General features: G+C 58.1%; 11 protein-coding genes. 5 read left to right on the top strand and 6 right to left on the bottom strand.

Going from position 1 to position 14,626, the window contains the following annotated elements:
• Window positions 1-163: 163 nt before the first annotated feature.
• The 5 genes from secF to DOLE_RS12510 form a co-directional block, all read right to left on the bottom strand.
• Window positions 164-1,207, bottom strand: coding sequence for a protein translocase subunit SecF (gene secF, locus DOLE_RS12530; RefSeq protein WP_012175859.1), 1,044 nt, complete (start codon window positions 1,205-1,207; stop codon window positions 164-166).
• Window positions 1,208-1,231: 24 nt separating this feature from the next.
• Window positions 1,232-2,806, bottom strand: coding sequence for a protein translocase subunit SecD (gene secD / locus DOLE_RS12525; protein ID WP_012175858.1), 1,575 nt, complete (start codon window positions 2,804-2,806; stop codon window positions 1,232-1,234).
• Window positions 2,807-2,831: 25 nt separating this feature from the next.
• On the bottom strand, window positions 2,832-3,191 hold the full coding sequence (gene yajC / locus DOLE_RS12520) for a preprotein translocase subunit YajC (protein ID WP_232362707.1): 360 nt from the start codon (window positions 3,189-3,191) through the stop codon (window positions 2,832-2,834).
• Between the two features lie 27 nt (window positions 3,192-3,218).
• A complete protein-coding gene (locus tag DOLE_RS12515; RefSeq protein ID WP_012175856.1) occupies window positions 3,219-4,001 on the bottom strand; it encodes a hypothetical protein in 783 nt (260 codons plus the stop codon).
• Between the two features lie 89 nt (window positions 4,002-4,090).
• Window positions 4,091-5,590: an Rne/Rng family ribonuclease gene (locus tag DOLE_RS12510; protein WP_012175855.1), complete on the bottom strand. Its 1,500-nt coding sequence runs from the start codon at window positions 5,588-5,590 to the stop codon at window positions 4,091-4,093.
• 328 nt (window positions 5,591-5,918) lie between these two features.
• On the opposite strand from DOLE_RS12510, the gene leuS reads away from it, so the two are divergent.
• Complete coding sequence (gene leuS / locus DOLE_RS12505) at window positions 5,919-8,516, top strand: leucine--tRNA ligase (RefSeq protein ID WP_012175854.1); 2,598 nt, start codon at window positions 5,919-5,921, stop codon at window positions 8,514-8,516.
• Between the two features lie 314 nt (window positions 8,517-8,830).
• Window positions 8,831-9,364, top strand: coding sequence for an LPS assembly lipoprotein LptE (gene lptE / locus DOLE_RS12500; RefSeq protein WP_012175853.1), 534 nt, complete (start codon window positions 8,831-8,833; stop codon window positions 9,362-9,364).
• Between the two features lie 64 nt (window positions 9,365-9,428).
• On the opposite strand, the gene rpsT is transcribed toward lptE, so the two are convergent.
• A complete protein-coding gene (rpsT, locus tag DOLE_RS12495; RefSeq protein ID WP_012175852.1) occupies window positions 9,429-9,695 on the bottom strand; it encodes a 30S ribosomal protein S20 in 267 nt (88 codons plus the stop codon).
• A 338-nt stretch (window positions 9,696-10,033) separates the two neighbouring features.
• Between rpsT and DOLE_RS12490 the strand changes: the two genes are divergently transcribed.
• The 3 genes from DOLE_RS12490 to DOLE_RS12480 are packed head-to-tail and all read left to right on the top strand — an operon-like array spanning window position 10,034 to window position 14,622.
• Complete coding sequence (locus DOLE_RS12490; protein ID WP_232362706.1) at window positions 10,034-11,554, top strand: B12-binding domain-containing radical SAM protein; 1,521 nt, start codon at window positions 10,034-10,036, stop codon at window positions 11,552-11,554.
• Window positions 11,555-13,117 (top strand): B12-binding domain-containing radical SAM protein, encoded by a 1,563-nt coding sequence (locus tag DOLE_RS12485; protein ID WP_012175850.1) that lies wholly within the window; start codon window positions 11,555-11,557, stop codon window positions 13,115-13,117.
• Window positions 13,114-14,622 carry a B12-binding domain-containing radical SAM protein gene (locus DOLE_RS12480; RefSeq protein ID WP_012175849.1) on the top strand — a complete coding sequence of 503 codons (1,509 nt, stop codon included), beginning with the start codon at window positions 13,114-13,116 and terminating at the stop codon, window positions 14,620-14,622. Before DOLE_RS12485 ends, DOLE_RS12480 begins: the two co-directional genes overlap by 4 nt.
• Window positions 14,623-14,626: the final 4 nt, after the last annotated feature.

The following is a 14,626-nucleotide window of genomic DNA, read 5'->3' as shown; positions in this document are numbered from 1 at the left end:
CGCTTCAACACGAAGGGCGCGAAGTCTCTTCCGTCATTGCGAGGAGCAAAGCGACGAGGCAATCTCCTTCGCATATGGCCAGGATTGCTTCGCTGCGCTCGCAATGACGCGTGGATCGGCCAGGATTGCTTCGCTTCGCTCGCAATGACGCGTGGCCGGCCTGCTATTTTTTCTTCCACAAAAGCAGGATCGGGCTGGCAACGAAAATAGAAGAGTATGTGCCGACCCCGATGCCCACAAGCATGGCAAAGGCAAAATCGTGAATGATGGTGCCGCCGAACACAAACAGGGCCGCTACCACAATCAGGGTGGTGCCGGAGGTGAGCAGGGTCCGGCTCAGGGTCTCGTTGATGCTGGTGTTGATGATATCGGGCAGGGATTTGCGGGAGAGCTTTTTCAGGTTTTCCCGAATGCGGTCGAACACGATGATGGTGTCGTTGAGGGAATAACCGATGATGGTCAGCAGGGCCGCGATGATGGGCAGGGAAAACTCCTTGCCGGTGATGGAAAAAATACCCACCGTGATGGTCACGTCGTGAATCAGGGCCACGATGGCGCCCATGGCGTATTTTAGCTCAAGGACCCAGAAAAGGACCAGGGAGACCACCAGGGCCACCAGGATCAGGTAGGGAATGCTGATGCCCAGCATGGAAAAGAGCCACACCGCCAGGATCAGGCCCCCGGCCACCACGCCGGCCACTACCCACTTCATCTCGAACCGGCCCGATATATAGATATTGATAAACAGCAACGAGAAAAACAGGGCCATCAAGGCTTTGCCCCTCAGGCTTTTACCCACCGTGGGGCCCACCATCTCCACCCTGGTGATCTCCGCGGTCTGTCCGGTGGCGCCGGCCAGGGCGGTTTTTACCTTGTCTTCAAAGTCGTCGCCCGATATGCCGGTCATGTCCATGGCGCTGTTGACAAGGTACTGGCAGTCCCCCTCTTTGGGGTGGCCATAGGCCTGAACCGTGGAAACATCGATGCCCACGGTCTTCAGGCTCGAGGCAATGGTATTGGTACTCACCGGCGAGGCGAATTTGACCTGCACCAGGGTGCCGCCGGCAAAATCGATGCCGTACCTGGGGCCGCCGTGGGCCACAAGAGAGATGATGGTGATAAGGATCATCGCCGCGGAGAACACAAAGGCGTATTTCTGTTTTCCCACAAAGTCGATGGTGGTGCCGTCTTTGATGATTTCGAACATGCCTGTCTTATCCTTGTCTGTATGTTAAATGCTCAGGTGCGTGACCTTGCGCCGGGTCAATATGAGGTCGAATATCTGGCGGGACACCACCAGGGCCGTGAACAGGCTGGCCATCACGCCCAGGCTCAGGGTGACCGCAAATCCCTTTACCGGGCCGGTGCCGAATTGAAAGAGCACCACGGCCGCAATCAGGGTGGTGATGTTGGCGTCCAGAATGGTGAGGGCGGCCCGGTCGAACCCGGCGGCCACCGAGGCCCGGGGGGGCTTGCCGGTCCGTATTTCCTCACGGATCCGTTCAAAGATGATGACGTTGGCGTCCACGGCCATGCCGATGGTCAGAATGATACCCGCAATGCCCGGCAGGGTCAGGGTGGCGCCCAGGGCCGCCAGGCCCGCGGCGATCAGCAGAATATTGAACACCAGGGCGACGTCCGCGATCAGGCCCGCCTTGCGGTAGTAGGTCGCCATAAAGAGCACCACGATCAGGCCGCCGATGTACATGGACATCAGGCCCTTGTCAATGGACTCCTTGCCCAGGGAGGGCCCCACGGTCCGCTCTTCCAGAATTTTGACCGGTGCGGGCAGGGCCCCGGCCCGCAGCACAATGGCCAGGTCATGGGCCTCGTCCATGGAAAAACTCCCGGTGATCCGGGCCGCGCCGCCGGTGATCCGGTCCTGAATGACCGGCGCCGAATGAATATGATTGTCCAGGACAATGGCCAGCCGTTTTTTCAGGTTCTCCTCGGTGATTTTCGCGAAAATATTGGCCCCTTTCCGATTGAAGGTGATGGAAACATAGGGCTCGTTATACTGGGCGTCGATCTGGACCCGGGCATCGGACAGGTCCGCGCCGGTCAGGGGGGTGCCGCGCTTGATCAGCAGGGGGGACTTGATGGTTCGACCGGTATCCGGGTCGGTGGAGACTTCGTAGAGCAGTTCACTGCCCGGCGGTACCTGGCCCCTTACCGCTTTGGCCACGTCGTTTTCCTCATCCACCAGCCGGAACTCCAGCAGGGCGGTTTTGCCGATCAGGTCCTTGGCCCGCTGGGGATCGGTAACACCGGGCAGCTGGACCAGAATCTGGCGTCTGCCCTGAATATGAATGACGGGCTCGCTGACCCCGAACTGGTCGATGCGGTTGCGAATGGTCTCTAAGGCCTGCTCCACGGCCATTTTCTTGAGGTGGGCGACCTCGTCATCGGGAAGGCCGAGCACCTGCTCCAGGGTGTTGTCACGCCTGGACGAGGAGACAATGGCCAGGCCGGCAAAATCTTTGTCCAGAACCTGCTTGAACCGTTCGATGTTCTCTTCGCCCCTTGCAAGGACGCTGATTTTCTGGCCCTTTGCCGTTACATCGGTATGCCGGACCCGTTCTTTGCGCAGGGTCTCTTCAAGGTCCCGGCCAATGCCCGATATCTGGGCCTCCACCGCTTTTTCGGTCTCCACCTCAAGAATCAGGTGCATGCCGCCCTGAAGGTCGAGCCCCAGGTTGATGGTCTTTCTCGGCCACCATTCCGGATTGATGGTGGGCAGAACATAGATCAGGGCCGCCACCAGAACGGCCAGGGTGATGGCCTGTTTCCATTGGAAATTCTTCAACGCCGTCCATCCTTTCCCAAGAGAATCACTTTTTTTCTTTTTTGTCGGCTTTATCCGCCCGGGCAGGGGCACTGGCCTGTTTTTTGGCGGCAATGCTCTGCCGGGAGACCTTGATGCGAACTTTGTCGGCGATCTCCACCGTCACGGTGTCGTCATCCACTGCCGTGAGGCGGCCGTGAATGCCGCCGTTGGTGATGACCAGGTCGTCCTTTTTCAGGCTGCTGATCATCTGCTGCTGCTCCTTGGCCTTTTTTTGCTGGGGCCGGATCAGCAGAAAATAGAAGATCACGAAAATGATGATCAAAGGGGCCAGGCCCATGAGGCCGCCGCCCTGACCCTGGGGGGCGCCGCTCTGTCCCATTGCGTAAGCGATGTCTGCGAACACGATTTTCTCCTTGCTTCTGTGACGCGGTTAATCTTTCGCCGGCAACCACAGGGTGTCGCCGTCGAACTCCAGTTTGGTTATGTTCTTATAGTCGATTTGATCCAAAAGCGCAAAGACTTCATCCATTCTGTAGACCACAATTTTTTCCAGTGGATGAATCATGTGAAGGTCCGTCGTCGTCCGGCGGTCCCGAAGGTTGTAAATGGTGACCGTGGATTCGGAAAATTTGAGAATTTTCCCCACCCCGGAGCTGGTGCCGTCCCGGGCGGCCTCGTCAGACAGCGGATCCAGGGTGATCCCTTTTTCCTCCAGGTAATCGGCCAGCAACCGGAAATGGATGTTCCAGAGGTTTTCGCCGGGCCGTACCACATGAATGCCATACTCCCGGACCCGGTCCCTGTCGATGCGGCCCGTGCCTGCCAGGTCCGATTCCACCACTTTTCCCCGGTCGATGTCCGCATCCTCGGCAATGGTCCGCATGGCCACGGTCTGATCCCCGACTTTTACGGCCTCATCCTCCCTGGCCACCAGGTCCACACCGGTGTCCAGGCCGTATTTTTCCTTACGCCGGTCCATCTCGCCGGCCAGGGTGTCGTTGTCGTCAAGGTCATTGTAGTCCAGTACTTCAGGGGCCTGATCCATGGGCAAGATTGCCCGGGAGGCCGTTTCCGCGGGAACCGGTGGGGAGGATGTCCCGGACCGGGTGGTGTGCCAGAAAAAAATTCCGGCGGCCAGGGCCGCAAGAAGCACCGCCGCCAGAACCGGTATTCGAATATTGGACGCGCGGGCCGGTTTTTCGTTGTTGCTCATGTGCCGTCTCCTTTTTTCCCGGGGCATTTGGTTGTTAAAAGGGGACCGGCAGCCGGTGTGAACAGGCGGCTCTCCCCGGGCCGGACCGGTTACGAGAGGTCTGTCTCCCCATCGGCGGAGCCGTTCGGCTTGCCTTCAAACCGGATGTCGCTTTCCCCCAGGTGCATGGCCGGGTCTCCCGTGATGGTGATGGCAAGGTCCCGGCGGGCCTCCAGCTCCAGCAGCTCGGTGCGCTTTTTGTTGAGCAGGTAGTCGGCCACCACCGCCGGCACCGTGGCGGTGACGGCCACACCCCGGTGTTTGAGGGACTCCAGCCGAAGCCGCCGCAGCACGTTGATGCCCAGTTTTTCCGTGGCCATGACATAGCCCCGGCCCCCGCAGTGGCCGCACGTCACCATGCTGGAGGTTTCAATGGACTGCCGAAGCCGCTGCCGGGACATCTCCAGAAGCCCGAACTTGGAGATTTTCCCCACATCGGTCCGGGCCTTGTCCTCCTTGACATGGGCTTTGAGTGCCCGCTCCACGGCGGCGTTGTTCTTCCTCGGCTTCATGTCGATAAAGTCGATGACGATCAGGCCGCCCATGTCCCGGAGTCTCAACTGGCGGGCGATCTCTTCGGCGGCCTCCAGGTTGGTCTGCAGGGCCGTCTCCTCAATGGAGTGCTTCTGCCGGGACTTTCCGGAGTTTACGTCAATGGAGACCAGGGCCTCGGTCTGGGTCAGGACGATGGAGCCGCCCGATGGGAGCTGAACCCGGTTTTCAAAAATCGATTCGATCTGGCTTTCCAGTTCATGCTTGGTGAAGATGGGCTTGGCGCCCTGGTAGAGCCTGACGATTTTGGCATGTTTGGGCGAGACCAGGGCCACGAAATCCTTGACCTCCTGGTGAACCGCCGGCTCGTCGATGAGAATCTCCTGAATATCGGCGGTCAGGTAGTCGCGGATGGCCCGGACCGCGAAATCCCGCTCCTTGTGAATGGCGGCCGGCGCCTTCTGATTCATGCCCTCTTTTTTGATGGTTTTCCACAGCCGCATGAGATAGCTCAGGTCCTTGGCGATAACGGTCTTGGCGGCCCCTTTTGCCGCGGTGCGAAGAATGACACCGAAGTTTTCGGGCACCCGGAGCCCGCTGACGATTTCCTTGAGCCGTTTGCGTTCCTCTTCGTCTTCGATCTGCTTGGAGACCCCCTTGGTGACGCTGCCCGGCATCAATACGCAGAAACGGCCCGGAATGGAAAGAAAGGTGGTCAGGGCCGCGCCCTTGTGCATGATCGGGTCCTTGACCACCTGGACCAGCATCTCCTGGCCCGGCTTGATCAGGTCCCGAATGGAGCCGTCCACCTTGCTGTCCTGAAAATAGTCGGTGTGAATGTCGTGCTTCTGAAGAAACCCGTGCCGCTCTTCCCCGTAATCCACAAACACCGCCTGAAGGCTCGGCTCCACCCGCGCTACCAGGCCCTTGTAGATGTTGCTTTTCGTGGTGACCCGGGAGGTGGTTTCCAGGTGAAATTCGCAGAGCCGGTTGTCCTTGACCCTGGCGATGCGGCACTCTTCGGTGTCAACGGCGTTGATAAGAATTTTGTCCGTCATGGGGCGATGTCCTGTGTGTGTTCGTGTTGATTGCGGGTGAAGTGACCTGCTGTTCCAGATTGCTAAATATAGCCAGATAAATAGTGGATTGACGGAGTCAAGTCAATGGTTTTTCACATTGACGGCCGGGCATGTGACGTTTATCGGCATTCGGGCCAAGGTTACGGTTGATTTTTTCCGGTGCTTGGTGATAATGGAGAAGCATTGCCGGCCGGGCGCCTGCTCCATACAGGCGCTCTGCCGCCGGTATTTTCAAACGCGGTGGATTCAACCGCGATAACAGCGCCTGGAGCGCAGGCACAGGCAAACATAAAAAGGGTGTGTTGCAATGAGCGGCATCAGCGATACCTATCGGCCCGGGGAGATTGAGGCCAGATGGCAGGAGACCTGGAACAGAACCGCCATCTTCCGGGCCGCGGAAGACGGAAAAAAAGAGAAGTATTACCTGTTTGAGATGTTTCCCTATCCGTCGGGCCGGATTCACATGGGCCATGTGAGAAACTATACCATCGGCGACGTGGTGGCCCGTTATAAGATGATGAAGGGGTTTAACGTGCTTCACCCCATGGGATGGGACGCCTTTGGCATGCCCGCGGAAAACGCGGCCATTGCCAACAACACGCATCCAGCCCGGTGGACCCGGGAGAACATCGCCTACATGCGGGCCCAGTTGAAGCGGATGGGGCTCAGTTATGACTGGGACCGGGAGATCGCCACCTGCGACCCCGATTATTACCGGTGGGAGCAGTGGCTGTTTGTCAAAATGTATGAAAAGGGCATGGCCTACCGGAAAGACGCCTTTGTCAACTGGTGTGACACCTGCGCCACGGTGCTGGCCAACGAACAGGTGGAGGCCGGGGCGTGCTGGCGGTGCGGCCATGCCGTAAGGCAGAAAAAGCTGGCCCAGTGGTTTTTCCGCATCACCGATTATGCCGAAGACCTGCTGGTTTACTGCGACCAGTTGCCCGGCTGGCCGGAGCGGGTCACCACCATGCAGAAAAACTGGATCGGCAAGAGCGTGGGCGCTGAGATTCGTTTTCCGGTAAAGGACAGCGATATTCAGATCCCGGTCTTTACCACCCGGCAGGACACGGTGTTCGGGGCCACATTTCTCTGCCTGGCGCCGGAACACCCCCTGGTGACGCAGCTTGCCGCGGGCACCCAACAGGAGGCCGCGGTCAACGCCTTTGTGGAGAAGATGACCCTTACCGACCGCACCAGCAAGGCTGTGGAATCCTATGAGAAGGAAGGCGTGTTTATCGGCGCCTTCTGTGTCAACCCGGTCACCGGCCGGTCCATGCCGGTTTATACCGCCAACTTCGCCCTGATGGAGTACGGCACCGGCGCGGTCATGAGCGTGCCGGCCCACGACCAGCGCGATTTTGAGTTTGCCAAAAAGTACGACCTGGACATCGTGGTGGTGGTCAAGCCGGCGGATGCCGACCTGGCCGCTGAAATCATGACCGAGGCCTTCACCGGCCGGGGCGTGATGATCAATTCCGGCCCCTTTGACGGCATTGACAGCGGGGCGGCCCTGGACGCGATTGCCGAATACCTGGAGGAAAAGGGCATCGGCAAAAAAACCGTCAGTTTCCGGCTGCGGGACTGGGGCATCTCCCGGCAGCGGTACTGGGGAGCCCCCATCCCCATGGTTCACTGCGACGCCTGCGGCATCGTGCCGGTGCCCGAGGCCGACCTGCCCGTGGTGCTGCCCGAGGATGCCGATCTTCTGGAAGGGGGACGTTCCCCGCTGCCGGTGCTGGAATCCTTTGTGTCGGCCGTCTGCCCCAAATGCGGGAAAAAAGCCCGGCGGGAGACCGACACCATGGACACTTTTGTGGATTCGTCATGGTACTACCTGCGCTACTGCAGCCCGGAATGCGACCACGCCATATTCGACCCGGCAGCGGTCCGGTACTGGATGCCGGCGGACCAGTACATCGGCGGCGTGGAGCACGCGATTCTGCACCTGCTCTACTCCCGCTATTTTACCCGGGTTCTCCACGATCTGGACCTGGTGGACTTCAAGGAGCCCTTTACCCGGCTGCTGACCCAGGGCATGGTGTGCAAGGAGACCTACGCCTGCGAAGCCCACGGGTTTTTGTACCCGGAAGAGGTTGGAAAGACCGACGCCGGGGACCTGGTGTGCGTCAAGTGTGAAGGCCCGGTGACCGTGGGCCGGGTGGAAAAGATGTCCAAGTCAAAAAAGAACGTCATCGACCCCAACTTCCTGCTGGACAAATACGGGGCCGATGTGACCCGGCTCTTCTGCCTGTTTGCCTCGCCGCCGGAAAAGGGCCTGGAGTGGAGCGACCAGGGCGTGGAGGGGTCTTACCGGTTTTTAAACCGGGTATGGCGGTTTTTTGTGGAGTGGATGGACGCCATTGACGGCGTGGCCCCCTATAAAGGCGATGTGACGGCCCTGCCCGATGCCCTGCAGGGGCTTTATCGCAAGACCCACCAGACCATTGGCAGGGTTACGGCGGATATCGAGGAGCGGTTTCATTTTAATACCGCCATCAGTGCTGTCATGGAACTGGTCAATGAGATGTACACCATCAGCGACCGGCAGGACCCCACGGCCCGGCAGGTGATGCGGCATGCCGCGGAAACCGTGATCCTTCTGCTTTCCCCCATCGTCCCCCACCTATGCGAGGAACTCTGGGCCGGCCTGGGCCACACGGAAAGCATCCTGCGTCACCCCTGGCCCGCATTCTCATCCGAGGCCGCCGCTGAGCAGGAGGTCCTGGTGGTGGTCCAGGTCAACGGCAAGCTGCGGGACCGGTTTACCGCGCCGGCGGATGCCGACGTCAAAACCCTTGAGGCAAAGGCCCTGGCCTGTGAACAGGCACAGAAGTTTGTGGCCGGCAAGCCGGTCAGAAAGGTGATTGTGGTGCCGGGGAAGCTGGTCAATATTGTGGTTTAGCCGGTCCGTGTACTTTTCTTGGCGGCAAGAAAAGTACCAAAAGAACCGCGCCCTGCAACTTGGCCTTCGGCTTCCCTCGCGCGAATACTTTTTTCGGCGCGGGCAGGAACTCGCCCGCTTTGCGGTGCTCAAACAGCCTGCCCGCTTAATCCGAAAAAAGTGTTCGCGCTCGGCTGCGTTGCAACGGGCGGGATCAACCATTTATGCCCTATTTACCCGATAGAAATTCATTTTATAGTCCCACAACAGTTTTTGATAAAATTGGATCACTGAGCTAAAGGCCATAGGAAGAGAACATCCAGGGGAGAATCGATGTGAGAAGCCATTTTTTTATAATGCGTATCGTGATGTTCGGGCTGCTGGGGGTCGTGGCCTGCCATTTCGCCGGCTGCGGGTACCGGCTGGCGGGAAGCGGCGCCATGCCAGGCGGCATCGGGTCGGTCTGTGTGGTTGTTTTTGAAAACCGCACATCCAGGGCCGACGCGGGCAGCATCTTTTCAAACAGCCTGGTGTATGAATTTACCCGGCGGAGCGGCGTGGACCTGGTGGGCGAGGCCGAGGCGGAGGCCCGGCTGACCGGGGTGGTCGTCTCTCTTGCCACTGATACGATTACGCACCGGGACCGGTATGCCGCCGACGAGATGCGGGTGCGGGCCGTGCTGGATGTCCAACTGGTGTCCCGGGGCGGCGAGGTGCTGTGGTCGGTCAGGGGCCTGGCGGACAGGGAGACCTATGAAGTGGCCGGGGATGCGGCCTATCTGACCGAGGAAAGCAAGAAAGCCGCAATTATGCGGCTTTCAGAAAAAATGGCGGAAACCATCTACAACCGAATGACGGCCGACTTCTGACCACGGCCGGTTGTTCGTGTTATTTCGTGTCCATCCATTGCTTATGAGGACACAACAAAGGAAACTATTTTGCGGCGGCGTTTACCCGCCGGGTGAGGCGGGAGATTTTCCGGGACGCGGTTTTTTTGTGGATGGTGCCTTTGGCCGCTGTCTGGTCAAACAGCTTCTGGGCCGCCAGCAGGGTGGTTTTTGCGTCTTCCGCCGCACCGTCGGCCACCAGGGCGTCCACCTTCTTGGTGATGGTTTTCAAAGCGGTTTTTCGGGACTTGTTCCGCGTGTTCCGTACAATGTCCTGTTTTGCCCGTTTTAATGATGATTTGTGATTTGCCACTGTTGTTTCTCCTTCAAAAATAAAAAGTCTTCGAGAATTTAAATTTGCTATTATGCATCGGTAAGTCGGTGCTTGTCAATCTAATTTTTTCCTTTTTTACCCTTTCGGTTTGCGTTATAGTGGGCGGCGTAAATTACCTGCGGTGCCTGCGTACCGGGCTATCCCCCCGGCACGAATTAAGGAGTATCCATCCATCCATCTATTATGAGGACACGACAAAGGTTTCCAACCCAGAAATGAGAAAAGGCCATTTATGGATGGAAACCAGGGAGATCGCTATTAAGATGAGCCGTACGCCTCTTCGTCCTGTTCAGCGTGTCCTGCTATTATTTCCGCCAATGCATGATGTTAAGATTATTGATACCATGGTGGTGCCACCCATGGGCATTGCCTCCCTGGCCGCCTATGTCCGGGACATGGTGGATGTGGCCCTGCTGGACTGCGTGGCCGAGGGATATCGGCAGAAGGTATCGGTGGCCCGGCATATTGCCAGGGTAGGGCTGTCTGACGATGAGATTCTTGCACGGGTTCGAGCCTACAGGCCGGACATGGTGGGCCTCTCCTGTATTTTTTCCAACCAGTTTGCCTGCGTGAAGGACTTGAGCCGGAAAATCCGGGAAAAGGTGGATCCCGACATGGTGATTGTCACCGGCGGCACCCACCCCTCTTTTCTGCCGGAGCAGACCCTGTCTGAAGCTGATGTGGATTATGTGGTCCTGGGCGAAGGGGAACTGGGGTTAAAACAGATCATCGAGACGCATAACAGCGGGGGACGTATTGAAGATATTGACGGTGTCGCCTTTCGCACCGAAAATGGGGTTCAAGTCACCCCCCGCACCACCTGGATAGAGGACCTGGATACGCTTCCCTTTCCGGCCCGTGACCTTCTGCCCATGGAAACATATTTTGAGGCAAAGGTTCCCATGGCGCTTCACTGGCGAAAAGTGAGGAATACCCCGATCGTGTCCAGCCGGGGATGCCCTTTCAAGTGCCCGTTTTGTTCCTCCTGGCGTCACTGGGGCCAGCGGTTTCGCAAACGATCCGCCGAAAACGTTCTGGCCGAGATCACACACCTGAAAAGCCGGTACAACATTCAGGAGTTAAAGTGGCAGGACGACAACCTCACCGCGGACAGAAACCGGGCAAAGGCCATTTTTCAGGGTATGATCGACAGGGGGCTTGTCATGCCGTGGAACACGCCTAACGGTATTGCCCTTTGGACCCTGGATGGGGAAATGCTGGACCTGATGAAAAAAAGCGGGTGTTTTGAAATCACCCTGGCCGTTGAATCCGGCGATCCGGAGACCTTTCGGAGATTTGTTAAAAAGCCCTTTACGCTGGATCAGGCCGCTAAGGTGGCAAGAATGGCCAGAGAACGGAGGATTACCACAGTCGCCTATTTTATTCTGGGGTTTCCCGGAGAAACCGTGCGGCAGGTAAAAAGTTCCATACGGTTCGGCCTTCGTATGGGGGTGGATTACCTGGTGCCCTTTATCTTCAACCCCCTTCCCGGGTCGGAACTGTGGCAGGAGTGTATGCAAAAGGGGTTTCTTTCTGACAGCCTTCAATATGAAAGATCAAATAACTATATGGATCCCGGTGCGTTGGTGAGTGCCGGGCCTGACGGTAAAGTCTCCGGCGGTGGGGATGAAGTCAGCTACGTGCAGGGCATGGCTTACCTTCAAAACCTGGCAAAGCTTCCTTTTCGTAACCCCCGGGAGTTTATGGCCAACTACAGCCGCAAGCTGCTAACAGCCCCCTGGTTTCTGGTGGATTTTCTCAAAGTGCTCTGGAATACCCGGAGCATAATCGTCAGCGGCATCAGACAATCCAGCCTGTTTGTAAAAAGGAATAGATAGATGGCGGATATTTCAAGACCCCTGCGCCCCATTCGGCGGGTGATGCTGCTCTTTCCGCCCATGTACGATGTCAAGCTCATCGACACCATGGTGGTGCCGCCCATGGGCATTGCCTGCCTGGGGGCCTATATTCGGGACATGGTGGAGGTCTCCCTTCTGGACTGCGTGGCCGAGGGGTATCGGCAGGCCGCGCCGGTCAACCGGGAGGTGGAACTGGTGGGCCTTTCCGCGGACGAGATTCTCGCCCGAATCCGGGCCTGCGCGCCTGACATGGTGGGCATCTCCTGCATTTTTTCCGGCCAGATCGCCTGCGTGGAACAGCTCAGCCGCCGTATTCGGGACGAGATTGATCCCGACATGGTGATCGCCACCGGCGGTACCCACCCCTCTTTTCTGCCGGAGCAGACCCTGACCCGGACCGCGGTGGATTACGTAGTGCTGGGCGAGGGCGAGCTGGGCTTGAAACAGATTATCGAGGCCCACAACAGCGGGAACCGGATCGACAACATCGACGGCATCGCCTTTCGCACCGAAAACGGCGTTCACGTCAACCCCCGCACCACCTGGATAGAGGACCTGGACACCCTTCCTCTCCCGGCCCGGGACCTTCTGCCCATGGAGACCTATTTTTCCGCCCGGCTGCCCATGGGGTTTCACTGGCGCAAAACCCGCAACACCCCTATTGTGTCCAGCCGGGGATGTCCCTTTGGCTGCCCGTTCTGCTCCTCCTGGCGCCACTGGGGCCAGCGGTTTCGCAAACGGTCACCGGAAAACGTGCTGGCCGAGATCGAACACCTGAAAACCCGGTACAACATTCAGGAGTTAAAGTGGCAGGACGACAACCTCACCGCGGACAGAAACCGGGCAAAGGCGATCTTTTCGGGTATGATCGACCGGGGGCTTGTCATGCCGTGGAACACGCCCAACGGCATCGCCCTCTGGACCCTGGATGAAGAAATGCTGGACCTGATGAAAAAGAGCGGATGCTTTGAAATTACCCTGGCCGTGGAGTCCGGGGACCCGGCCTCCTTTGAAAAATACGTACGCAAACCCTTTACCCTGGACACGGCAAAGCGAATCGCCGGCCTGGCCAGGGAGAGGGGGATTGCCACGGTGGCCTATTTTATTCTCGGGTTTCCCGGAGAGACCATCGACCAGATTAAAAATTCCATGCGCTACGCCCTGGACCTGGGCGTGGATTATCTTTCTCCTTTTGTCTATACGCCGCTGCCCGGCTCCGATTTGTGGCAGCAATGCGTTGAAACGGGTCTGGTCACCGATGGCTACTCTTACAAGGATGCCAACAATTTTTTCAAACCCGATTTTGATACCCAGCTTTTTGATATTGACGAGGTGTATCGCCTTCAGGGCAGGGCCTACCTGACCAACCTGGCAAAGCTTCCCTTTCGCAACCCGGCCGAGTTTCTGGCCTGGTACAGCCGCCGTCTGATCTTTCGGCCGGTTTTTCTGCGTGATTTTTTTCAAAACCTCTGGAAGTTTCGGCTGCAGGTGTTTATCAACAGGAGAGTCGTACGGACAGCGGATCGAAAGGGACGGCAATGACCGTTCGAACCCTGCGGTCGGTCAGGCGGGTGATGCTGATTTTTCCGCCCATGCACGACATTCGCCACGTGGATACCATGGTCTGCCCGCCCATGGGCATTGCGTCTCTGGCCGCCCATATTCGGGACCGGGTGGAGGTGCAGCTTCTGGACTGCCTGGCCGAAAACGGCGCCCGCCGGGTGGCGGTCAGCGAAAAGATTGAGCGGGTGGGCCTGCCCTATGACGATATTCTGGCCCGCATCCGCGGGTTTGCGCCAGACATGGTGGGCCTCTCCTGTATTTTTTCCAGCCAGTTTTCCTGCGTAACCGAGATTGCCCGCCGGGTCAAAAAGGAGATCGACCCGGAGATGATCGTTGTGACCGGCGGCACCCACCCCTCCTTTCTGCCGGAAATGACCCTGGAGCATCCTTACATTGACTACGTGGTGCTGGGCGAAGGGGAGCTGGGGCTGGAACGGATCATTGAAGCCCACAACAGCGGCGGCCGGATCGAGGATATCGACGGCATCGCCTTTCGCACCAAAAGCGGGGTTCAGGTCAATCCCCGCACCACATGGATAGAGGATCTGGATGTGCTTCCCCTGCCAGCCAGAGATCTTCTGCCCATGGAAAACTATTTTGCGGCAACGGTGCCCATGGGCCTGCACTGGCGAAAAAAGAGAAACACGCCCATCGTGTCCAGCCGGGGCTGCCCGTTTGGCTGCCCGTTCTGCTCCTCCCATCTTCACTGGGGCAAACGGTTTCGCAAACGGTCCGCCGAAAACGTGCTCGCCGAGATTGAGCATCTTAAAAGCCGGTACAACATTCAGGAGTTAAAGTGGCAGGATGACAACCTGACCGCGGACCGAAACCGGGCAAAGGCGATCTTCTCGGGCATGATCGACCGGGGGCTTACCATGCCCTGGAACACGCCCAACGGCATTGCCCTCTGGACCCTGGACGAGGAAATGCTGGCCCTGATGAAAAAAAGCGGCTGTTATGAACTGACCCTGGCCATTGAGTCCGGAGATCCGCTCTCGTTCGCGCGGTATGTGCGCAAGCCCTTTACCCTGGACAAGGCCCGGCATGTGGCGGCCCTGGCCCGGCGGACAGGTATTGCCACGGTTGCCTATTTTATCATCGGGTTTCCCGGCGAGACCCTGGCCCAGATTGAAAACTCCATGCGGTACGCGCTTTTGCTGGGGGCGGATTACCTGGTGCCGTTTATCTACAACCCCCTTCCCGGCTCCGAGCTGTGGAAACGGTGCGTGGACGAGGGCCTTATATCCGATACCTACGCCTATGAGGGGGGCAACAACTATTTTCAGTCCGATTTAAGCGGCGCCGATTTTACCAGCAAGGATCTGCGGCGCATTCAGAGCCTGACCTATTTTAAGAACCTGTTGCGCCTGCCGTTTCGCAATCCCCGGGAATTTGCCGCCTGGTACAGCCGCCAGCTGTTTGCCCATCCCGATTTTCTAAGAACTTTTTTTCTCCATGTGCGCCAGACACTTTTGCGGCAGTAATTCC

The sequence above is a fragment of the Desulfosudis oleivorans Hxd3 genome (genome assembly GCF_000018405.1).
GTDB classification, from domain to species: Bacteria; Desulfobacterota; Desulfobacteria; order Desulfobacterales; family Desulfosudaceae; genus Desulfosudis; species Desulfosudis oleivorans.
Note: the sequence above shows the minus strand (reverse complement) of the source record. Positions and strands in the feature narration are given on the sequence as shown.

Excerpts from the sequence above, each read along its gene's own strand:
- DOLE_RS12490 (WP_232362706.1), top strand. The coding sequence starts at position 10,034 with ATGCATGATGTTAAGATTATTGATACCATGGTGGTGCCACCCATGGGC.
- leuS (WP_012175854.1), top strand. The coding sequence starts at position 5,919 with ATGAGCGGCATCAGCGATACCTATCGGCCCGGGGAGATTGAGGCCAGA.
- DOLE_RS12510 (WP_012175855.1), bottom strand. The coding sequence starts at position 5,590 with ATGACGGACAAAATTCTTATCAACGCCGTTGACACCGAAGAGTGCCGC.
- DOLE_RS12480 (WP_012175849.1), top strand. The coding sequence starts at position 13,114 with ATGACCGTTCGAACCCTGCGGTCGGTCAGGCGGGTGATGCTGATTTTT.
- secF (WP_012175859.1), bottom strand. The coding sequence starts at position 1,207 with ATGTTCGAAATCATCAAAGACGGCACCACCATCGACTTTGTGGGAAAA.
- DOLE_RS12485 (WP_012175850.1), top strand. The coding sequence starts at position 11,555 with ATGGCGGATATTTCAAGACCCCTGCGCCCCATTCGGCGGGTGATGCTG.
- DOLE_RS12515 (WP_012175856.1), bottom strand. The coding sequence starts at position 4,001 with ATGAGCAACAACGAAAAACCGGCCCGCGCGTCCAATATTCGAATACCG.